Below are 22040 nucleotides of genomic sequence, written 5' to 3' on the forward strand. Positions count from 1 at the left end.
TGTTACTGGGGTTGCAGGGTGTTGCTACTACTCGAAAGCATCATCGCTGAGCCTTTCTGCGTCCTTGCAACCTCACGCAACTGATCCATACGTTGCTGGTGCTTAGCATTTAAAACCGCTTGCTGCTCTGGCGTAAGCAGGTGGAACATCTGGTTGCGGACCTTAGCCATCTCGACCTGGCGAGCAACCTGTTCCTGCGCCATCTTTTCTGCCTGAGCGCGCACAGCGTTTTCATCAAAATTTTCTGCGGTGACAAGGCGATGCATTGTCTCCATTTCGCTAACATTAACGGGGAGCCTGTCGTGGCGTGCCCGTTGCATAAGATCCCGTAACTGCTGACGTTGCTGCTCGGTTAAACTTATGCCGTCAAACATATGGCTCTGGCTACCGCGCTGTCCCCCTTCGTCTCCGGGGAGCCAGTTAACGCTGGTAACGACTTCAGCGGCCTGGCTATATGCACTTAGCGCCAGCGTTGAGGCCATGACGGCAGCGATAACATTGCGCATCACATACTCCCAAAACGTTTGTGTCGCGATTCAACGAGAGACAGTCTACGATTCAGGCTGCAAACATGCGTCAGGGGGTGTAAAACAACGTAAAGTCATGGATTAGCGGGCCTTGATGACGTAATTTCTGCCTCGGAGGTATTTAAACAATGAATAAAATCCTGTTAGTTGATGATGACCGGGAGCTCACCTCCCTGTTAAAAGAGCTGCTCGATATGGAAGGTTTTAACGTGCTGGTGGCCCATGATGGGGAACAGGCGCTGGCCCTTCTGGACGACAGCATTGATTTATTGCTGCTCGACGTAATGATGCCGAAGAAAAACGGTATCGATACGCTTAAAGAGCTGCGTCAGACACACCAGACTCCGGTTATCATGCTAACAGCGCGCGGGAGCGAGCTGGATCGCGTTCTCGGCCTCGAGCTGGGCGCAGATGACTATTTGCCTAAGCCGTTCAACGATCGCGAACTGGTGGCGCGTATACGCGCGATTCTGCGCCGTTCCCACTGGAGCGAACAGCAGCAGACGACCGAAGCCGGCTCGCCGACCCTGGAAGTGGATGCCTTAAGCCTCAATCCAGGCCGTCAGGAAGCCAATTTCGATGGCCAGACGCTGGAGCTCACCGGCACCGAGTTCACCCTGCTCTATCTGTTAGCGCAGCATCTCGGCCAGGTGGTGTCACGCGAACATTTAAGCCAGGAAGTGTTAGGCAAGCGCCTGACGCCGTTCGACCGCGCCATCGATATGCATATTTCCAACCTGCGGCGTAAGCTGCCGGAGCGCAAAGATGGCCATCCGTGGTTTAAAACGCTGCGTGGCCGCGGGTATCTGATGGTTTCCGCTTCATGATTGGAAGTTTGACTGCACGCATCTTCGCCATCTTCTGGCTCACGCTGGCGCTGGTGTTGATGCTGGTGCTGATGCTGCCCAAACTGGACTCCCGGCAGATGACCGAGCTGCTGGAAAGCGAGCAGCGTCAAGGCATCATGATCGAGCAGCACGTCGAGGCCGAGCTGGCCAACGATCCGCCAAACGACCTGATGTGGTGGCGTCGTCTGTTTCGCGCCATCGATAAATGGGCGCCTCCGGGTCAGCGCCTGCTGCTGGTGACCAGCGAAGGCCGCGTGATCGGCGCAGAACGCAACGAGATGCAGATCATTCGCAACTTTATCGGCCAGGCCGATAACGCCGATCATCCGCAGAAAAAACGCTATGGCCGCCTGGAAATGGTGGGCCCGTTCTCCGTCAGGGATGGGGAGGATAACTATCAGCTGTATCTGATCCGTCCCGCCAGCACCTCACAATCCGACTTTATCAACCTGCTGTTTGACCGGCCGCTGCTGCTGCTGATCGTCACAATGCTGGTTAGCGCCCCGCTGCTGCTGTGGCTGGCGTGGAGCCTGGCGAAACCGGCGCGTAAGCTGAAAAATGCCGCTGACGAGGTCGCCCAGGGCAACCTGCGGCAGCATCCGGAGCTGGAAGCCGGACCGCAGGAGTTTTTAGCCGCCGGCGCCAGCTTTAACCAGATGGTGACGGCCCTGGAGCGGATGATGACCAGCCAGCAACGGCTGCTGTCCGATATCTCGCACGAGCTGCGCACGCCGCTCACGCGCCTGCAGCTGGGCACCGCCCTGCTGCGCCGCCGCAGCGGTGAGAGCAAAGAGCTGGAGCGTATCGAAACTGAAGCGCACCGACTGGACAGCATGATCAACGACCTGCTGGTGATGTCGCGCAATCAGGCGAAAAACGCCCTGGTGAGCGAGACGGTCAAAGCCAATCAGCTGTGGGGCGAAGTGCTGGACAACGCGGCGTTTGAAGCCGAGCAGATGGGTAAATCGTTCACCGTTGAGTATCCGCCGGGTCCGTGGCCGCTGTACGGTAACCCCAATGCGCTGGAAAGCGCGCTGGAGAATATCGTCCGCAACGCCCTGCGCTACTCGCACACCAAGATTTCCGTCAGCTTCTCAGTGGATAAAGACGGGATTACGGTTAACGTCGATGACGACGGCCCGGGAGTCAGCCCGGAGGATCGCGAGCAGATTTTCCGGCCATTCTACCGGACCGACGAGGCGCGCGACCGCGAGTCCGGCGGCACCGGCCTGGGGCTGGCGATTGTCGAAACCGCTATTCAGCAGCACCGTGGCTGGGTGAAGGCCGACGACAGCCCGCTGGGCGGTCTGCGCTTAACCCTCTGGCTGCCGCTGTATAAGCGGACCTGACGCTGACCCGGCCTGCGCTGCGCCGGGTTACCGCCAGGAACGGTCAGGTCGCCCGGGTAAGGCGCTTGCGCCGCTACCCGGGAGACGCTGCGGAAAGCGCCAATATGGGGGAATTATTTCCCCCACAATCGCCGTGAATTATCCTCGATCTTGCCGCTTAAACGGCGCTTCTGCATGGTTCGACTCCAGCTTACCGACAGGCCCGCGGCCGACAATAAGCGGTGGTACTGATCGTCATCAAACGGCATCTGCCAGGCAATCGCCCCGGCCTCATGGACGCTGACATCGCTCAGGCGAGAGACCAGTTCGAGCGGCGCATCGCTGGAGACTTTCCCCCCGGCGATCACCCGGTACAACCAGCCGGTCTTCCCGCTGTTTTGCATCAGCTGCGCCATATCACCGATCGCAAAATGAAAGTTGAGCTTGAAGCACGGAGAGCGCGGCTGGGTGACCTGGATCAGCGCCTCGCCCCAGCGAAAGATGTCGCCAATGTAGACGTTTTGTTCGGTGAGGCCGGTGCTGGAGAGGTTTTCGCCGAACGCCGGGGCGCAGAACCGATCGGCCTGCTGGGGGAATTCACGGATCCAGTCGGCATAGTGTTCGCGCGGATAGTGACACAGCGCGCGGTCCGGCCCGCCGTGTATTTTCTTCTCCGCCTGCTCATCCCCTTCGAGACCGAGATCGCCGAGCTGCAACTCGCCGTCAACCTGGATTTTGCCGATCGCGCTGGGACGACTGCCCGTGTAGTCCCTGATTTTGCCGACAAAGACATTCACCGGATAATGCATGTCTGCTCTCCTTGCTACCGATATAAAAAAAGCGAGCCATCAGACTCGCTTCTCTCTTAGCACATTGCAACCTTATTTTTTGGCGGCAAAACGCGCTGCAGCTTCGTCCCAGTTCACCACATCCCAGAAGGCTTTGATGTAGTCCGGGCGACGGTTCTGGAATTTCAGGTAGTAAGCGTGTTCCCACACGTCCAGACCCAGGATTGGGAAGCCGGAAGCGCCGGAAATGGCTTCGCCCATCAGCGGGGAATCCTGGTTTGCGGTGGAGACAACGGCCAGTTTGTCACCTTTCAGGACCAGCCACGCCCAGCCGGAACCGAAACGGGTCGCAGCGGCTTTTTCGAATTCCGCTTTGAAGTTGTCCACAGAGCCGAAATCGCGCTCGATAGCCGCTTTCAGGTCGCCCTGCAGGGTGGTACCGGTTTTCAGGCCTTTCCAGAACAGGCTGTGGTTCGCGTGGCCGCCGGCGTTGTTACGCAGTACGGTTTTTTTGTCAGCCGGCAGCTGATCCAGCTTGGTGATCAGCTCTTCAGCGGACAAGTTAGCGAACTCCGGCAGGCTTTCCAGCGCGGCGTTGGCATTGTTCACGTAGGTCTGGTGGTGTTTGGTGTGATGGATCTCCATCGTCTGCTTGTCGAAGTGCGGTTCCAGAGCATCGTAAGCGTACGGCAGGGATGGCAGGGTATAGCTCATAATCATCTCCATTATTGTCGAGCGGCTCAAGTGTTAACGCCGCGTAAGCAGTTTGTCCATTATAGTTAATTAAATGGTATTGAAAATGCTTATCAATGCCGTATTTTTCATATGGATATAACCAGAAGAAATACCCGTCGTTTTGTGATGTAGAACAACTAATTAAGCCCATGGTTGCCAGAGTTCGCCATCCTGTGGCAACGTCCTGAAGGCGGCCAAAGCGGCTAATTTTTACACTCATCGCATCGGAAGCCGCCGTCTCCGATAAAAAAAGATGAGGATAAAATCAATGAACCACGCGATTACGATGGGTATTTTTTGGCATTTGATAGGGGCCGCCAGTGCCGCCTGTTTCTATGCCCCGTTCAAGAAAGTAAAACACTGGTCGTGGGAAACCATGTGGTCGGTCGGGGGGATCGTCTCCTGGCTGATCCTGCCCTGGGCCATCAGCGCCACCCTGTTACCCGATTTCTGGGCCTACTACCGCTCCTTTAACGCCTCCACGCTGCTGCCGGTCTTTCTGTTCGGCGCCATGTGGGGCATCGGTAATATCAACTATGGCCTGACCATGCGCTATCTCGGCATGTCGATGGGGATTGGCATCGCCATTGGCATCACGCTGATTGTCGGTACGCTGATGACGCCGATTATTAACGGTCAGTTTTCGGTGCTGATGCACACCCAGGGCGGTCAAATGACGCTGCTCGGCGTGCTGGTGGCGGTGGTTGGCGTTGGCATCGTCACCCGCGCGGGCCAGCTGAAAGAGCGCAAAATGGGCATCAAAGCCGAAGAGTTCAATCTGAAGAAAGGGCTTCTGCTGGCGGTGATGTGCGGTATCTTCTCGGCAGGGATGTCGTTCGCGATGAACGCCGCCAAACCGATGCATGATGCCGCCGCGGCGCTCGGCGTCGACCCGTTATATGCGGCGCTGCCAAGCTACGTGGTGATTATGGGCGGCGGGGCGCTGGTCAACCTTGGCTTCTGCTTTATTCGTCTGGCGAAAGTGAAGACTCTGTCAGTCAAAGCCGATTTCTCACTGGCCAAACCGCTCATCATCAGCAACCTACTGCTTTCCGCCCTCGGCGGCCTGATGTGGTATCTCCAGTTCTTCTTCTATGCCTGGGGCCACGCCAGCATTCCGGCGCAGTATGACTATATGAGCTGGATGCTGCACATGAGTTTCTACGTACTGTGCGGCGGTCTGGTGGGTCTGGTGCTGAAAGAGTGGAACAACGCCGGTCGTCGTCCGGTGAGCGTCCTGAGCCTCGGCTGCGTGGTGATCATCATCGCCGCCAACATCGTCGGTCTGGGAATGGCCAGTTAAGCACCGGATCATCTGCCTGACAAAGACGCTCTTCAGGCGGCGGCGCGACTGCGCTGCCGCCACTGCCCCGGCGACATGCCGATTTCCCGGCTGAACACCACCGAAAAGTAGTTACTGTCCTCAAAGCCGCACTGCATGGCGATATCGCCGATTAAGCGCTCGGTATGCTGCAACAGATACTGCGCATGGCAGATCCGTAGCTGACGTAAATAGTGATTGATGGTCATGCCGGTTTGCTGGCGAAATTGCTGCCGTAGCGCCCGCTCGCTGCCGCCCTCCTGCTCGCAGAAACGCTCCAGGACAAAGGGTCGGCTCAGGCTGGCCGCCAGCGCGGCCAGCAGTTTGTCCAACAGCGCTTCGCGCTGCGTTGCCGCCAGATTATCCGTTGCGTAGCGATGGCGCTGGAGGGTCAGCGCCAGCTGAGCAAACAGCAGCTCGGCCATCGCATTCCCCTGCGCATCGTGCCGGGAACACTCGTGCTCAAGCTGGCTAATTACCTGGCGCGCCTGCGCCATACCGGTGCTGCCCATGCGCCAGTGGGGCTTCCACGGCGTGCCGAAGAGGCCAGGGATCGCCCCCGCCCAGTCGAAATTGAGCTGCAGCCGCTCCGGGCAATAGATGATGTTCTGCAGAACCAGATCGTTAACGGAAGCATAGGAGTGTTTATCTTCGGCGCGAATATAGAACAGATCGCCGCGGGTAATGCGCCAGGGACGGTCGTTGAGAACGTGCAGCCCGTTGCCCCGCCACACCAGCACCAGCTCGCAGAACTCATGGGTGTGTTCAGCGAAGACGTTTTGCGGGTAGCGGTCGGCCACCGCCACCGCCTGCGTGGCGGAAGGGAAAAACTCCTCTTTACGTAGAATCAGACCGGCCACGGCTCACACTCCCAACGCGGATAACGGCGCATTATTCGCGTTTTTGGTCCGCAATACGTTGACTCCTCTCGCGTTACTGAAGAATAGCGTCGCGCCCCTGGCGGATATCGCGCGGCGACCAGGAAAACTCGCGGCGAAAAAGCGTCGAAAAGTGGTTACTGTCGCCGAATCCGCAGCGATAGGCGATATCAGTCACGCTTTCATCGCTGTGGCGCAGCAGGTGGCGGGCTTTCATCAGGCGCACCCGATTGAGATAGCGCTGCGGCGTCAGGCCGGTCTGCTGCTTCAGCTGGCGGTGTAGAGTACGCAGCGACAGCGAAAACTGCGCCGCCACCTCCTCCCAGCAGATCTCCTTCGCAAAATGGTCTTCCAGCCAGGCCAGCAGCTGATTCAGCCGCGCATCGTTGTTGGTGGCCTCTTCCGCAAGGCTGCTTTTCCGCAGCAGCACCAGCAGCTGCATAAACAGGATCTCACGGCTGGCGACGGCATGGGTATCCGTTTCGCTCCCCATGGCCTCCATCTGCGCCACGATATGCCGCACCTGCTGCAGGACCGTCTGGTTCACCCGCCAGTGCGATGGGTAGTTGCCCTCCTGCTCCTGGGGCAGCAGCTGGCTGACCCCGGCGAGAAAACGAAACGCATCCGGCGCGCGATAGAGCACGTTGGTCAGACACAGATTGTCCGTGTGCTCGTAAAGATGCCGGTCGTGATCGCGGATAAAGCAGACCGAGCCGCCACCGATGGTATAGGGCTGGCCATTGAAGACGTGAATGCCCGTGCCCTGCTCCACGATGACAATTTCATGGAAATCATGGTGATGCTCCGGAAAGGCCGACTGAGGGAGGCGGGGTTCAATAGCCACCGTCGAGATCCCGGCCTTAAAGAAATCCGTACTGTGCAATATGGTCATGATGCCACCCTCGTAATGAGAAAAATTATCAGTCACCGGCTGATAGTAATGAAGGGTTGGCTATCCGGCCTTCAATTTTTGACCGCGAAATTCGTAAATCCTGCCGCTTTTTCAAGAATCAGCCGGAAAGATGCGGAACTGCGGACCCCATCACATCCTCCTCACCATCGCCCAAAACCGCAATTTGTGATTTTCCTCACGGTCACCTTTGCTTTCTTGCCAGCGGCCAGTTTCGGCTGTCCGTAGCGAGAAGGTGTTAGTCAGCGCCCTTTTTTAGACTGCGGACAATGATTTTAAGAAGGGTCGTTCCATGAGTATTCGTCATTGTGTCGCCGTCGATTTAGGCGCCTCCAGCGGGCGGGTCATGCTCGCCAGCTATCAGTCCGGGCCGCGCGCCCTGACGCTGCGTGAAATTCATCGCTTCACCAACAGCCTGCAGAAGGTGGATGGCTTCGACTGCTGGGATCTCGATAGCCTCGAAGGCGAGATCCGCCGCGGGCTGGAGAAAGTGTGTGAGCAGGGCATCCTGATCGACAGCATCGGCATCGATACCTGGGGCGTGGATTATGTCCTGCTGGATAAGCAAGGTCAGCGCGTCGGGCTGCCGGTCTCCTATCGTGACGATCGCACCCAGGGCCTGCTACGTCACGCTGAAGAACAGCTGGGCCGGGCGGAGATCTATCGCCGCAGCGGCATTCAGTTTCTGCCGTTTAACACCCTTTATCAGCTGCGCGCCCTGGTGGAGCAGCAGCCGGAGCTGGTCAGTCAGGCCGCCCATGCCGTGCTGATCCCCGACTATTTCAGCTTCCGCCTGACCGGCAATCTGAACTGGGAATATACCAACGCCACCACCACCCAGCTGGTCAACATCCACAGCGATAGCTGGGATGAGACGCTGCTGAACTGGACCGGCGCGCCGCGCGAATGGTTCGGTGCGCCGACGCATCCCGGCAACGTTATCGGCCACTGGATTTGTCCGCAGGGTAATAACATCCCGGTGGTCGCCGTCGCCAGCCACGACACCGCCAGCGCGGTGATCGCCTCCCCGCTGGCCGACCGCCACGCCGCCTATCTCTCCTCCGGGACCTGGTCGCTGATGGGGTTTGAAAGCCTGACCCCGTACACCTGCGACGCGGCGCTGCAGGCCAATATCACCAACGAAGGCGGGGCCGAAGGCCGCTATCGGGTGCTGAAAAATATTATGGGGCTGTGGCTGCTGCAGCGGGTGCTAAAAGAGCAAAACGTCAGCGACCTGCAGGGGCTAATCGCCCGCACCGCCGCGCTGCCGGCATGCCGCTTCATCATTGACTGCAATGACGACCGCTTTATCAACCCGGCCAGTATGAGCGCCGAGATCCAGGCCGCCTGCCGCGGATCCGGTCAGCCGGTGCCTGACAGCGACGCCGAACTGGCGCGCTGCATTTTCGACAGCCTGGCGCTGCTCTACGCCCGGGTGCTTAACGAGCTGGCGGCGCTGCGCCGCCAGCCCTTCAGCCAGCTGCATATCGTCGGCGGCGGCTGCCAGAACGAACTGCTTAACCAGCTATGCGCCGACGCCTGCGGGATCGTCGTCGTGGCCGGCCCGACAGAGGCCTCCACCCTCGGCAATATCGGCATCCAGCTAATGACCCTCGACGAGCTGGCCAGCGTCGATGAGTTTCGTCAGGTGGTGCGCGGCAACGCGTCCCTCACCACCTTTACCCCCAATCCTGATAGTGAAATTGCCCGTTTCGTGGCGCAGTTTCAGCCACAACAGACCAAGGAGCTTTGCGCATGACCACTCAACTTGAACAAGCCTGGGAAATTGCTAAGCAGCGCTACGCCGCCGTCGGCGTGGATGTCGAGGAGGCCCTGCGCCAGCTGGACCGTCTGCCCGTATCCATGCACTGCTGGCAGGGTGACGACGTCGCCGGGTTCGAAAATCCGGCGGGAAGCCTGACCGGCGGCATCCAGGCCACCGGCAACTACCCGGGCAAAGCGCGCAATGCTCAGGAGCTACGCGCCGACCTTGAGCAGGCGCTGAGCCTGATCCCGGGGCCAAAGCGTCTCAACCTGCACGCTATTTATCTGGAATCCGACGCGCCGGTGGCGCGCAATGAGATTAAGCCGGAGCACTTTAAAAACTGGGTTGAGTGGGCGAAAGCCAACAAACTGGGGCTGGATTTCAACCCCTCCTGCTTCTCGCATCCGCTGAGCGCCGACGGCTTTACCCTGTCGCATGCCAACGATGAGATCCGCCAGTTCTGGATCGACCATTGCAAAGCCAGCCGCCGCGTATCCGCTTATTTTGGCGAACAGCTGGGCACCCCGTCGGTGATGAATATCTGGGTGCCGGACGGCATGAAGGATATTACCGTTGACCGCTTCGCGCCGCGCCAGCGGCTGCTGAACGCGCTGGATGAAGTCATCAGCGAAAAATTCGACCCGGCGCATCACATTGACGCTGTGGAGAGCAAGCTGTTCGGTATCGGCGCCGAAAGCTACACCGTCGGCTCCAACGAGTTCTATATGGGCTACGCCACCAGCCGCCAGACGGCGCTGTGCCTGGATGCCGGCCACTTCCACCCGACGGAGGTCATCTCCGACAAGATCTCCGCCGCCATGCTCTACATCCCGCGTCTGCTACTGCACGTCAGCCGCCCGGTGCGCTGGGACAGCGACCACGTGGTGCTGCTGGATGATGAGACCCAGGCCATCGCCAGCGAAATCATTCGCCATAACCTGTTTGACCGCGTGCACATCGGCCTCGACTTCTTCGATGCCTCCATCAACCGCATCGCGGCCTGGGTGATTGGTACCCGCAATATGAAAAAAGCGCTGCTGCGCGCCCTGCTGGAACCGACCGATCAGCTGCGCCAGCTGGAGAACGACGGCGATTACACCGCCCGCCTGGCGCTGCTCGAAGAGCAAAAATCCCTGCCGTGGCAGGCCATCTGGGAGATGTACTGCCAGCGTCACGACACGCCGGCGGGCAGCCAGTGGCTGGACAACGTGCGGGCTTATGAGAATGCGGTTCTGAGCCAGCGCGGGTAATGCACGGGCTTCCCCGGGTCGCGGCTGACGCCTTACCCGGGCTACGAACCGGTAGCCCGGATAAGCCGTTTACGGCGCAATCCGGGGGCACGCACATATTTAGGGTGAGGGGGTCAACCCCTCACCGAATCAACAGGAAAGACAAGACTATGCAGAACATTATCGACGCCTGGTTCGTCCAGGGCATGATCAAAGCCACCTCCGACGCCTGGCTGAAGGGCTGGGACGAGCGCAACGGCGGCAACCTGACGCTGCGTCTGGATGAGGCGGATATCGAACCTTACGTGGCGGATTTCCACGCTAAACCGCGCTATATCGCCCTCAGCCAGCCGATGCCAACCCTGGCTAACCAGCCGTTTATCGTCACCGGCTCCGGCAAATTCTTCCGTAATGTCCAGCTCGACCCGGCCGCTAACCTTGGCGTGGTGAAAGTCGACAGCGACGGCGCGGGATACCATATCCTGTGGGGCCTGACGGAGGATGCGGTGCCGACCTCCGAGCTGCCGGCACACTTCCTGTCGCACAGCGAGCGCATCAAACTGACCGACGGCAAGGACCGGGTGATCATGCACTGTCATGCCACCAACCTGATCGCCCTGACCTACGTCCTGGAGAACCACAGCGATCTGTTCACCCGCAAGCTGTGGGAAGGCAGCACCGAATGTCTGGTGGTCTTCCCGGACGGCGTCGGCATTCTGCCATGGATGGTGCCAGGCACCGATGAAATCGGCCAGGCCACTGCGGAAACCATGCAAAAACACTCGCTGGTGCTGTGGCCGTTCCACGGCGTCTTCGGCAGCGGCCCAACCCTGGATGAGACCTTCGGCCTGATCGACACCGCCGAGAAGTCCGCCGAAGTGCTGGTGAAAGTCTTGTCCATGGGCGGTATGAAGCAGACCATCACTCGCGAAGAGCTTATCGCCCTTGGCAAACGCTTCAACGTGCAGCCGCTGCAGTCCGCGTTAGATCTTTATCCATAACAACATCGCGCCCCGCTCACCGAGACGGGGCGAAGCCTCACCTGCAAACCCTACAAAACTGACTCATGTGGAGTAAAAGCAATGAAAACAAAGACAAGCTTGATCCTCACCGTTGCCGCCCTGGCGTTGTCCGGTTCCGCCTTAGCAGAAGTCAAAATCGCCCTCGTGGCGAAATCGCTGGGAAATGGCTTCTTCGAAGCCGCCAACGTTGGCGCCCAACAGGCAGCCAAAGAGTTAGGTGATGTCAAAGTGATCTACACCGGCCCGACCACCACTACCGCCGAAGCGCAGATCGACGTGCTGAACGGGTTGATCGCCCAGGGGGTGGATGCGATCGCCATTTCCGCTAACGATCCGGACGCGGTGGTGCCGGTGCTGAAAAAAGCGATGCAGCGCGGCATCAAGGTGGTCTCGTGGGACTCCGGCGTGGCGCCGGCAGGCCGCCAAATCCATCTTAATCCCTCCAATAACGCCTTAATTGGCGAGACCAACGTCAAGCTCGCCGCCGATGCGCTGAAGGCGCTGAACGTGGAGAAGGGGGATGTGGCAGTGTTAAGCGCCACTCCGACCTCCACTAACCAGAATATCTGGATTGAGGAGATGAAAAAGGTGCTGCCGCAGTATCCGTCCGTACACCTTGTCACGGTCGCCTACGGTGACGATCTGTCGGATAAAAGCTACCGCGAAGCGGTGGGCCTGCTGAAATCATATCCGGACCTGAAAGTCATTGTTTCGCCTTCGTCGGTGGGGATCGTTGCCGCCGCGCAGGCGGTGAAGGACCAGGGCGAAATCGGCAAAGTGTATGTCACCGGGCTGGGGCTGCCGTCGGAAATGGCCGGCGCGATCAAGTCTGGCGCCAGCAAAAGTTTCGCCATCTGGAACCCGATTGACCTGGGCTACGCCGCCACCTATCTGGCCGACGATTTAGTCAAAGGCACCGCGACCAAAACCGAAGCCAGTATGGGCAAGCTGGGCAAAGTGAAGCTGGATGCCGAGGGGAACGGCGCGATGGCCGAGCCGTTTGTCTACGATGCGAGCAACATCGATAAGTTCTCGAAGATTTTCTAACCCTTGTTCCCTCACCCCGGCCCTCTGCGCGATGCGGCCAGCGGGCGCCGGACCGTTCCCTCTCCCTTTTGGGGAGAGAGTTAGGGTGAGGGGCGATTTTACGGAGAACTATCATGTCAGCATCAACGCCACTGCTGTCGCTGAAGGGGATCACCAAGATTTTTCCCGGTGTGCGTGCCCTTGAGAACGTACAGCTTGATCTCTGGCCCGGCAAAGTGACCGCCCTCATCGGCGAAAACGGCGCGGGGAAATCCACGCTGGTCAAAGTGATGACCGGTATTTATCAGCCCGAAGAGGGGGAGATCCTCTATAAAGCGATCCCCATTCATCTGCCGACGCCGGAATCGGCGCACAAGGTGGGGATCACCGCCATTCACCAGGAAACCGTGCTGTTTGACGAACTCTCGGTCAGCGAAAACATTTTCGTCGGTCAGTATCTGTATAAGGGGCTGTTCAAAACGCTCGACTGGCCCGCGATGCATCGCCGGGCTGGCGAGATCCTCGCCCGGCTTGAAGTTCTGATCGACCCGCGCGCCACGCTAAAAACGCTCAGCATCGCCCAACGGCACATGGTGGCGATTGCCCGGGCGCTGGCTTTCGACGCCCAGGTGGTGATCCTGGATGAGCCGACCGCCGCGCTCTCGCAACATGAAATTCTGGAGTTTTATCAGATCGTTGAGCGTCTGAAGCAGGACGGCAAAGCGATCCTGTTTATCTCGCATAAGTTCGATGAAATTTTCGAGCTGGCCGACTATTACACTATCCTGCGCGATGGCGGGTACGTGAGCTCCGGGGCGATGAGCGATATCACCGAAGAGCGGATGGTGTCGATGATGGTGGGCCGGGCGATCGACCAAACCTACCCGAAAGTCGACTGCTCGCCCGGAGAAACTGTGCTGGAGGTAAACGATCTTTGTCATCCTACCGAGTTTGCCCACATCAGCTTCAGCCTGCGCAAGGGAGAAATTCTCGGCTTTTACGGCCTGGTGGGCGCCGGACGCACCGAGCTGATGCAGGCGCTCTCCGGCGTAACGCATCCCTCCTCCGGCGAGATCCGGCTGAACGGCAGCCCCATGCGCTTTCGCCAGCCCGCCGACGCCATCCGCGCGGGCATCGTCTGCGTACCGGAAGAGCGGCAGAAACAGGGGGCGATCATCGCCCTGCCCATCGCCCAAAACATCAGTCTGCCGCAGCTCAGTAAGCTCAACCCTAACGGCGTCCTGAACGACGCCCGGGAATGGCGGTTGGCGGACGAGTACGCCTCGCGCCTGCAGGTTAAAGCCTTCAGCTGGGGGCAGCCGGTGGAGACCCTCTCCGGCGGCAACCAGCAGAAAGTGGTGATCGGCAAATGGCTGGCGACCCATCCCGAGGTGATTATCCTCGACGAGCCGACCAAAGGCATCGATATCGGCTCTAAAGCCGCCGTGCATCAGTTTATGTCCGAGCTGGTCAGCCAGGGGCTGGCGGTGATTATGGTCTCGTCAGAGTTGCCGGAAGTGATGGGCATGGCCGACCGGATTATCGTGATGCACGAAGGGCTGATGGTCGCCGAGTACCGGGCCGGGGAAGCGACGGCGGAAACCATCGTTAGCGCCGCCAGCGGCATTGGCCAGGAGGCAGCATGATGGGACACGCATGGCTGAAGCATCGCGAAGCGCTGCTGGCGGTGGTCATCATTTTGATGATCGGCGCCATTGGCAGCCGGGCGCCATCGTTTGTTTCACCGGGCAATCTGGTGGAGATGTTTAACGATACCGCCATCCTTATCATCCTCGCCCTCGGGCAGATGATGGTGCTGCTCACCAAAGGCATCGATCTGTCGATGGCCGCCAACCTGGCGCTGACCGGGATGATCGTCGCCCTGCTTAACGCCCACTATCCGGGTATTCCGGTGGTGGCGCTGCTGGCGCTGGCAACCCTGCTGGGCCTGCTGATGGGGGTGATTAACGGCCTGCTGGTCTGGCGCCTCGGCATTCCCGCCATCGTGGTGACCCTGGGCACCATGAGCATTTATCGCGGCATTATCTTTCTGCTGACCGACGGCGGCTGGGTTAACTCACATCAGATGAGCGCTGATTTCCTCAGTCTGCCGCGCAGCGCCCTCCTGGGATTGCCGCTGCTGAGCTGGTGCGCCATCGCCGCGCTGCTGCTGGTGGGTTATTTCCTGCGCTACAGCCGCACCGGCCGGGCCTTATACACCGCAGGCGGCAACGCGACGGCGGCGTACTACACCGGTATTAACGCCGGGAAAATGCAGTTCGTCAGCTTCTGTCTCTCCGGCGCGCTGGCCGGCTTCTGCGGCTATCTGTGGATCTCGCGCTTCGCCGTCGCCTATGTCGACGTAGCGAACGGCTTTGAACTGCAGGTGGTCGCCGCCTGCGTGATCGGCGGTATCAGCACCATGGGCGGAAGCGGACGGGTGCTGGGCTGCCTGTGCGGCGCGCTGTTCCTCGGCGTCATCAATAATGCCCTGCCGGTGATCGGCATCTCGCCGTTCTGGCAAATGGCGATTTCCGGGGCGGTGATCGTCATGGCGGTGCTGCTTAACGAGCGCGGCAATCGCGGTCACGGGCGGTTAATCCTGCGTAACGCGGCGCTAGCCCGGCAGAAACAGGGGGTGAAATCATGAGCAAGATGATGGTATCTGAAGAGATGAAAAACGCCCCGGCCGCGCCGTCGCCGCTGCGCCGCCTGCTGTGCTGGGAAGGGTTTTTACTGGCGGTCACCCTGGCGGTATTTATCGGCAACGCCCTGGCTTCCCCTTATTTCCTTAATATCTGGAACCTGTCGGACGCCACCTTCACCTTTACCGAGAAGGCGATCGTCGTCCTGCCGATGGCGATGCTGATTATCGCCCGGGAAATCGATCTTTCGGTAGCCTCGACGATGGCGCTCAGCTCAACGGTGATGGGCTTCTGCGCGGCGGTGGGGATGGATACGCCGCTGCTGGTATTGGTCGGGTTGGGCGTGGGTCTGCTGTGCGGCCTGTTCAACGGTATCCTGGTGACGCGTTTTAACCTGTCGTCGATCGTGATCACCATCGGCACCATGAGCCTGTATCGCGGCATCACCTATATCCTGCTGGGCGATCAGGCGCTCAACCACTACCCGGAGAGCTTTGCCTGGTTCGGCCAGGGGTACGTGTGGGGCGCGCTCTCTTTTGAGTTTGCGCTGTTTATCCTCCTCGCGGCCGCCTTCACCTTCCTGCTGCATAAAACCAACTTTGGTCGCCGGACCTACGCCATCGGCAATAATCCGACCGGCGCCTGGTACTCCGGGATAAACGTGAAGCGCCATAACCTGGCGCTGTTCGCGCTGGTCGGGCTGATGGCCGGACTGGCGGCGGTCCTGCTGACCTCACGGCTCGGCAGTACCCGCCCTACCCTGGCGATGGGCTGGGAGCTGGCGGTTGTCACCATGGCGGTGCTCGGCGGCGTCAATATTCTCGGCGGCTCCGGCAGCATGCCCGGGGTGATCATCGCCGCCTTTCTGATGGGGCTGGTGACCTTCGGCCTGAGCCTGCTCAACGTCCCCGGCATCGTGATGTCGGTGATTATCGGCGCGATGCTGATCGTGGTTATCTCCCTGCCGATTATGACCCGGCGGATGCTGCAGCGAAGACGATGTTAATTTCCCCCCTCGCCCTAAATCCCGGAGGCGGTGCTACGCACCTGTCCTGGCGGCCTGCAGACGCCAGTGAACCTGTAGCCCGGGTAAGGCGCCAGCCGCGACCCGGGAGTGGGTGAAGGGAAACGGATTACCCAAATCAACATTAAGGAGAATTATCATGAGTTTTATGTTGGCACTACCTAAAATCAGCCTCCACGGCGCAAGCGCTATCGGCGATATGGTCAAGCTGGTAGCGGGCAAACAGTGGGGCAAGGCGCTGATCGTCACCGACGGGCAGCTGGTGAAGCTGGGCCTGCTGGACAGTCTGTTTTCCGCGCTGGATGAACAGCAGATGGCATATCAGCTGTTTGACGACGTGTTCCCCAACCCTACCGAAGCGCTGGTGCAGCAAGGCTATGCGGCGTACCAGGCGGCCCGCTGCGATTACCTGATCGCCTTCGGCGGCGGCAGCCCAATTGATACCGCCAAGGCGATAAAAATCCTCACCGCCAACCCTGGCCCCTCCATAGCCTATTCCGGCGTCGGCAAAGTGAAAAACGCTGGCGTGCCGCTGGTGGCCATCAACACCACTGCCGGCACGGCGGCGGAGATGACCAGCAACGCAGTGATTATCGATAGCGAGCGTCAGGTAAAAGAGGTGATTATCGACCCGAACCTGATCCCGGATATCGCCGTCGACGACGCCAGCGTGATGCTCGACATCCCGCCAGCCGTTACCGCCGCCACCGGCATGGACGCCCTGACCCACGCCATTGAGGCCTTTGTCTCCGTTGGCGCCCATCCCCTGACCGACGCCAACGCCCTCGAGGCCATCCGCCTGATCAACCTGTGGCTGCCGAAAGCGGTAGACGATGGACACGATCTGCAGGCCCGCGAGCAGATGGCGTTTGGCCAGTATCTGGCGGGCATGGCGTTCAACAGCGCCGGCCTCGGGCTGGTACACGCCCTGGCCCATCAGCCTGGCGCCACCCACAACCTGCCGCACGGGGTGTGCAACGCCATCCTGCTGCCGATCATCGAAAACTTTAACCGCCCGAACGCCGTGGCGCGCTTCGCCCGCGTGGCGCAGGCGATGGGTGTCGATACCCGCGGCATGAGCGATGAAGCCGCCAGCATGGAGGCCATCAACGCCATTCGCGCGCTGAGCAAACGCGTGGGGATCCCCCAGGGCTTCAGCCAGCTTGGCGTCAGCAAAGCCGATATCGAAGGCTGGCTGGACAAAGCGCTGGCCGACCCGTGCGCGCCATGTAACCCGCGCCCCGCCAGCCGCGATGAGGTCCGCGAGCTCTATCTGGAGGCATTATGATCCGTAAAGCCTTTGTCATGCAGGTGAACCCCGACGCGCACGAGGAGTACCAGCGCCGTCATAACCCCATCTGGCCGGAGCTGGAGGCTACGCTGAAAGCCCACGGCGCGCACCACTACGCCATCTATCTCGATAAAGAACGCCACCTGCTGTTCGCCACGGTGGAGATTGAGTCGGAAGCCCGCTGGGAAGCGGTCGCCAGCACGGAAGTGTGCCAGCGCTGGTGGAAATACATGCGCGAGGTGATGCCCAGCAACCCGGACAACAGCCCGCTGAGCGCGGAGCTCAAAGAAGTGTTTTATCTGGCGTGAAACCACGGTTGCCCCGCTGTGCTGAGCGGGGCAACTGTTTGCGACGCAGGGAAGGACGACTAACCGTGCGCTGTCGCGTCTCCTGCCGGTTTATTCCATCTCTATATTGCCGGGAGCTGGCGTAGCCCTGAAGGCATTCGTCGCTCTGTCCATCATCACCTGTTGACTATTGCCGCAATCAAGTATCGTGTTTAGAGACGACGCTTTTTCTACCAGCACCGCGACCGCATCAAGGGCTTTTAATCTATCCGTCATCAGCAAAGCGCTGACCTGAGCCGCAAAGCAAGCGTCCTCTTCAGAGGATTGCGCCTGCTGTGCTGACGCTTCCGTGGTCGCAACAATATGATTATTCGCAAGGTAGTTCCCTTTACCGGAAACCAGTCGGATGATGACCGGCTTTGTTCCCTGCGGCCGAAGGTACTGGATATCAATCGTTTCGGAAATATGATTGGCAATCACCGAATTATGACTACCATTGATATGCAGCAGACCATAGGCATCATCCAGGCCATTGTCATAGGCCTGCATCGGCGGCCAGGGTTCGCGATCGCGGAAAAAATGATTTGCCGCGATGAGATTCTCCGCACAGTTATTCTCCAGAACCAACATTCCTGGATAAAATGAGTGCAACCGATTACCGGTCACAGTGGAACGAACAACGCCAGATAAATGAACGCTGCTGGCGCCACGCGGAAAGATATTGTTGCCGGAAATTAATAACCCACCGAAGTTTTGGGCATAAATCGAATAGCCTTTATAGCCTGCGCCAATCAGGTTATCGGTTATTTTAGAAGCCTGGCCGGCGCCACGAAGCTCGATGCAGTTACCGCATTCGGCGATAAAGTTATTATGGATCGCCATAGCATCACTATTATATGTCGTGAGACCATGCTCAAGGTAGATAAATCCCATGCCTGTAATCCGAAAAGCATCCTGAGCGCTGGCGATATAAATCCCAGTTTTGCCGTTTGTATAGCTATTTTCCGGATCGTTTTTTCCCAGCCCATCATCAATAAAGTGCAGGCCATCAATACAGAAGTTTTCAAACGCTACAGAACTAATTCGCGGCGCTCCGCTGCGTTTCACGTAAAATGCAGCACCAGCGTGTTCTTCATCACGGGGGTGCGCACAAATATCGACCAGAATACGGCTGCCACCCGGCCAAATATCATGCAAATTCGCCCAGTCATCAGCTGGCGTATTGAAGCGAATACTTGAGGAGACAAAACCGTGTCCGGCACCCATTATTTTTAAATAACTGATATCGATCAAAACCTGCGTCTTCAGATGATAGTCGCCTGGTGGGATATAGATGATGGCACCGGGTTTTCCGCCATTATTAATATCGGTTGCAGTTTGCCGTTTTTTAATATCGAGGATAATACTGTTGATAACTTCGCCGATATCCTTGTTAGGATTACCAATATGCCACTGCGTCACGTCATAATAATTATCATGCGTCATGAAGAACCTCCTCTGCTATGAACAGAAAATCAATTAAAAAAATTCTGATTTGATTAATACTGATATTTAATGATAAATAGTACGGATAGCCTGACCCGCTGGCGATTAATCGCGACCTTTTTCCAGCTCACGTTTAGCAAGATCCGTTTTGATTTTCTCAAGGAACGCGTTATTCAGCTTGAAGTAGCGCACCAGATACGCGCTGATGAAATAACTCACCATCGGCAACAGTGAGAACATCATAATAATCCCTTGAATAGTCTGAGAATTCTGCTGCGGCTCATTCGCGACATAGCCGGTAAACGCCAGAATCCAGGCGACGATTGCGCCAGCGACCGCCAGCCCCATTTTGAGCATAAACAGGTTTCCCGCAAAGGAGATGCCGGTCAGGCGTTTACCAAATTTCCAGTCACCGTAGTCATCGACGTCGGACATCATCGCCCACAGGATGGGGCCAGACTGAATTAAATGCAGAATGTTAATGACGATAAATAGCGCCATCAGCGGGGTCAGCGATTGCGGATCGATAAACCACAGCGCAAATGACAGAATACCGAGAATAATGTTAATAATGCGGAATAGCGCCAGCTTATCAAAGCGATCGGTAAGCGGTTTGGCAAGCACGCTGCCCAGCATATTACAGGCCACGCCCAGCGCCATAAAGAAGGTAATAAATCCGACAGACGCCTTCATGACATAAGTCGCATAATAAATAGTGACGCCACCGCGGATAAATGCCGGAAAAACGTTCAGGAAAGTAATAGAGATCATTAAGAGCCACTGATCGTTTTTGATAATGTCCCGCAGGTCTTTTTTCAACGACTCGTTTTGCTTAACCGATACCACCCGCTCTTTAATGCTGGAAAAGCAGAACAGGAACATCAGCGTTGCCGCACCACCCATAATGACCATGGTCAGCTGGAAACCGGAGGCGCGGTCGCCATTACCCAGCCAGTCCGTTAACGGCAGAATAGAGGAGGAGATAATTAATGTTGCCAGGCCATTCAGGAAAAAGCGCCATGACAAACAGCCCATACGCTCTTTCTGATTGAGGGTAATGACGCCGCCGACCGAGCAATAGGGAATATTAATCGCGGTATAAATCAGCGACATAACCAGATAGGTAACCCAGGCATAAATAATCTTGCCGTTCATGCTGAGCTCTGGGGTCGTGAACATCAGTACCGCCCCCAGACCAAACGGAAATGCCATCCATAATAGCCATGGACGGAATTTTCCCCAGCGCGACACGGTGCGGTCGCAGATTGCCCCCATCAGCGGATCGCTAAACGCGTCGAAGATGCGAATCACCAGGAATAATGTGCCCACCACTCCGGCATTGAGGCCATAGACATCGGTATAGAACCACGTCAGATAGAGCGCCAGTACGCTCCATATCATTCCTGAACCGGCGTCACCCATGCCGTAGCCGATCTTCTCCCTCAGCCCCAGCTTTTCATAAGCGCTTGGCTTTTCCATTGCGGTAGCAGACATAAATACACCTATTTTTTTGTTAAAAGGAGCCCATGGCGCCAAATTTCGCGCCATTTCTAAACATAAATCCCTTACAGGGAAGTAATATTAATTTTTACGCTGCTCTCACGAATAATTAACCGAGTGACAATTTCGTGCATTTCAATACTGTCCGGCTGCTGTTGATGTTTCACCATCTGAAACGCGAGGTGAGCAATTTCATTTACCGGCTGTGCAACGCTGGTGATTTTTTTTGTTTGCGCCAATAGGGTATTATCAAAGCTGGCAATCGCAATATCTTCAGGAGCGGAGATGCCTTTTTCTTTTAGTCCATCGATAATATAGTTTGCCGCAATATCATTATACACTAAGAGGCATGTACAGGTTCGCGTCGGCTCGCTGAGTTTCTCGATAACATCATCAAGAATACTAATATGGCCTGATATCTTTTCACCCTCGCCTTTGGCTATCCAGAACGAATTATCTTTAGCAAGCTTTAAACCGTGACTCGCTATTTTTTTGCTGTACGACGAAACCTTACGGCTATCCACCCCTTCCTGGGCCACAAAGCCAAATGAAAGATGGCCTGTATGAATAAAATGTTCCGCAATACTTTCTGCGCCCCGGTCCTGATTAATCGATACGGAATTAAAGAACCGGGATACCTGGGTGACGACGGCGACCGGGATCCGGGTAATGCTTAACCATTCTGAAAGTTCGGCTTCTGCTTCTGTCGGCACCCATAGCAAACTGTCAATACCCATCCCCACTAAGGTCTGAATAATATGTTTATCCTGCTGCGGCTGATTCTGATGCGTTTTAACGATCACCGATTTGCCGATATACCGGGCCTCTTCTTCCACCGTCGCCAGCAGTTCACAGAAGTGAGGATTCACCAGATTAGGCAAAACCACACCAATCAGCCCTGAACATTTCCCGCTAAGCTGAAACGAACTTTTGCTGGGAACATAGCAAAGATAATCCATCGCCTCCCGCACCGCCTTACGCGTTTCCGCGACTACGCTGGGGTGATTATTCAGGACTCGTGATACGGTCGCCGTCGAGACCCCAGCTCTTTTCGCTACGTCTTTAATCGATGCCATGGTGATTGATCATACCCTCTAACAATGGTGTTCACTATAAATTGTGAACTCTGCCAGGAATGTAATCCAGTTCACATGTTGCTGCGTTACATAGATCCATACTCTGGCCTCGCATTTTTATTTTACTGGTCATCTTTATTAAGATACGTTAATTGAGAAAAATAAAATAATAAAAAGATATCAAGCTTTCCAGACAGGAAATACAGAGGTGTGATGATATCATTACAGCTCATCACGAGTATGAGGGAGTTAACTTTTATTGACCGAAAGGATTATCTCTTTTTTACAAAAAGAAGAATAAGTTATAGCCCTTATATAGGGTAAAGCCGGGTACAATTCTGGCGGTTATTGTTCA

20 protein-coding genes are annotated in these 22040 nt (G+C 57.2%); 12 read left to right on the forward strand and 8 right to left on the reverse strand.

Going from position 1 to position 22040, the window contains the following annotated elements:
- Positions 1–2: 2 nt before the first annotated feature.
- Positions 3–506, reverse strand: coding sequence for a cell-envelope stress modulator CpxP (gene cpxP, locus AC6CWS_RS20555; protein WP_049013705.1), 504 nt, complete (start codon positions 504–506; stop codon positions 3–5).
- A gap of 149 nt (positions 507–655) precedes the next feature.
- Between cpxP and cpxR the strand changes: the two genes are divergently transcribed.
- A complete protein-coding gene (cpxR, locus tag AC6CWS_RS20560; protein ID WP_004203671.1) occupies positions 656–1354 on the forward strand; it encodes an envelope stress response regulator transcription factor CpxR in 699 nt (232 codons plus the stop codon).
- Complete coding sequence (gene cpxA / locus AC6CWS_RS20565; protein ID WP_008807874.1) at positions 1351–2724, forward strand: envelope stress sensor histidine kinase CpxA; 1374 nt, start codon at positions 1351–1353, stop codon at positions 2722–2724. Before cpxR ends, cpxA begins: the two co-directional genes overlap by 4 nt.
- A gap of 113 nt (positions 2725–2837) precedes the next feature.
- Here the strand turns inward: cpxA and yiiM are convergent, their stop codons facing one another.
- On the reverse strand, positions 2838–3512 hold the full coding sequence (gene yiiM, locus AC6CWS_RS20570) for a 6-hydroxyaminopurine reductase (RefSeq protein ID WP_065883461.1): 675 nt from the start codon (positions 3510–3512) through the stop codon (positions 2838–2840).
- Positions 3513–3584: 72 nt separating this feature from the next.
- Complete coding sequence (sodA, locus tag AC6CWS_RS20575; protein WP_004203668.1) at positions 3585–4205, reverse strand: superoxide dismutase [Mn]; 621 nt, start codon at positions 4203–4205, stop codon at positions 3585–3587.
- Between the two features lie 289 nt (positions 4206–4494).
- Here sodA and rhaT point away from each other — a divergent pair, with 289 nt between their 5' ends.
- Complete coding sequence (rhaT, locus tag AC6CWS_RS20580; protein ID WP_023291524.1) at positions 4495–5529, forward strand: L-rhamnose/proton symporter RhaT; 1035 nt, start codon at positions 4495–4497, stop codon at positions 5527–5529.
- A gap of 32 nt (positions 5530–5561) precedes the next feature.
- On the opposite strand, the gene rhaR is transcribed toward rhaT, so the two are convergent.
- Positions 5562–6407 carry an HTH-type transcriptional activator RhaR gene (gene rhaR / locus AC6CWS_RS20585; RefSeq protein WP_004203666.1) on the reverse strand — a complete coding sequence of 282 codons (846 nt, stop codon included), beginning with the start codon at positions 6405–6407 and terminating at the stop codon, positions 5562–5564.
- 73 nt (positions 6408–6480) lie between these two features.
- Entirely contained in the window at positions 6481–7317 is an 837-nt protein-coding gene (gene rhaS / locus AC6CWS_RS20590; protein WP_065883463.1) for an HTH-type transcriptional activator RhaS, read from the reverse strand.
- A gap of 310 nt (positions 7318–7627) precedes the next feature.
- On the opposite strand from rhaS (AC6CWS_RS20590), the gene rhaB reads away from it, so the two are divergent.
- The 9 genes from rhaB (at position 7628) to rhaM (ending at position 17645) form a co-directional block, all read left to right on the forward strand.
- Positions 7628–9094 (forward strand): rhamnulokinase, encoded by a 1467-nt coding sequence (gene rhaB, locus AC6CWS_RS20595; protein ID WP_065883465.1) that lies wholly within the window; start codon positions 7628–7630, stop codon positions 9092–9094.
- On the forward strand, positions 9091–10350 hold the full coding sequence (locus AC6CWS_RS20600; protein ID WP_032454470.1) for an L-rhamnose isomerase: 1260 nt from the start codon (positions 9091–9093) through the stop codon (positions 10348–10350). Before rhaB ends, AC6CWS_RS20600 begins: the two co-directional genes overlap by 4 nt.
- Before the next feature lie 149 nt (positions 10351–10499).
- Positions 10500–11330, forward strand: coding sequence for a rhamnulose-1-phosphate aldolase (rhaD, locus tag AC6CWS_RS20605; protein WP_023291521.1), 831 nt, complete (start codon positions 10500–10502; stop codon positions 11328–11330).
- Between the two features lie 81 nt (positions 11331–11411).
- Complete coding sequence (gene rhaS, locus AC6CWS_RS20610; RefSeq protein WP_065883467.1) at positions 11412–12398, forward strand: rhamnose ABC transporter substrate-binding protein; 987 nt, start codon at positions 11412–11414, stop codon at positions 12396–12398.
- 113 nt (positions 12399–12511) lie between these two features.
- On the forward strand, positions 12512–14023 hold the full coding sequence (locus AC6CWS_RS20615; protein WP_065883468.1) for a sugar ABC transporter ATP-binding protein: 1512 nt from the start codon (positions 12512–12514) through the stop codon (positions 14021–14023).
- Positions 14020–15027, forward strand: coding sequence for an ABC transporter permease (locus AC6CWS_RS20620; protein WP_072096694.1), 1008 nt, complete (start codon positions 14020–14022; stop codon positions 15025–15027). The genes AC6CWS_RS20615 and AC6CWS_RS20620 overlap by 4 nt, the downstream gene beginning before the upstream one ends.
- Complete coding sequence (locus tag AC6CWS_RS20625; protein ID WP_065883469.1) at positions 15024–16028, forward strand: ABC transporter permease; 1005 nt, start codon at positions 15024–15026, stop codon at positions 16026–16028. Before AC6CWS_RS20620 ends, AC6CWS_RS20625 begins: the two co-directional genes overlap by 4 nt.
- 157 nt (positions 16029–16185) lie before the next feature.
- Complete coding sequence (fucO, locus tag AC6CWS_RS20630; protein WP_065883472.1) at positions 16186–17334, forward strand: lactaldehyde reductase; 1149 nt, start codon at positions 16186–16188, stop codon at positions 17332–17334.
- Complete coding sequence (gene rhaM, locus AC6CWS_RS20635) at positions 17331–17645, forward strand: L-rhamnose mutarotase (RefSeq protein ID WP_025710935.1); 315 nt, start codon at positions 17331–17333, stop codon at positions 17643–17645. Before fucO ends, rhaM begins: the two co-directional genes overlap by 4 nt.
- 90 nt (positions 17646–17735) lie before the next feature.
- Here rhaM and AC6CWS_RS20640 read toward each other — a convergent pair whose 3' ends face one another.
- From AC6CWS_RS20640 to AC6CWS_RS20650, 3 genes are all read right to left on the reverse strand, one after another.
- Complete coding sequence (locus tag AC6CWS_RS20640; protein ID WP_065883474.1) at positions 17736–19109, reverse strand: NosD domain-containing protein; 1374 nt, start codon at positions 19107–19109, stop codon at positions 17736–17738.
- Positions 19110–19214: 105 nt separating this feature from the next.
- Complete coding sequence (locus AC6CWS_RS20645; protein WP_050442669.1) at positions 19215–20603, reverse strand: glycoside-pentoside-hexuronide (GPH):cation symporter; 1389 nt, start codon at positions 20601–20603, stop codon at positions 19215–19217.
- A 71-nt stretch (positions 20604–20674) separates the two neighbouring features.
- Entirely contained in the window at positions 20675–21685 is a 1011-nt protein-coding gene (locus AC6CWS_RS20650) for a LacI family DNA-binding transcriptional regulator (protein ID WP_065883476.1), read from the reverse strand.
- Between the last annotated feature and the right edge of the window lie 355 nt (positions 21686–22040).

Source organism: Klebsiella sp. M041 (genome assembly GCF_059759695.1).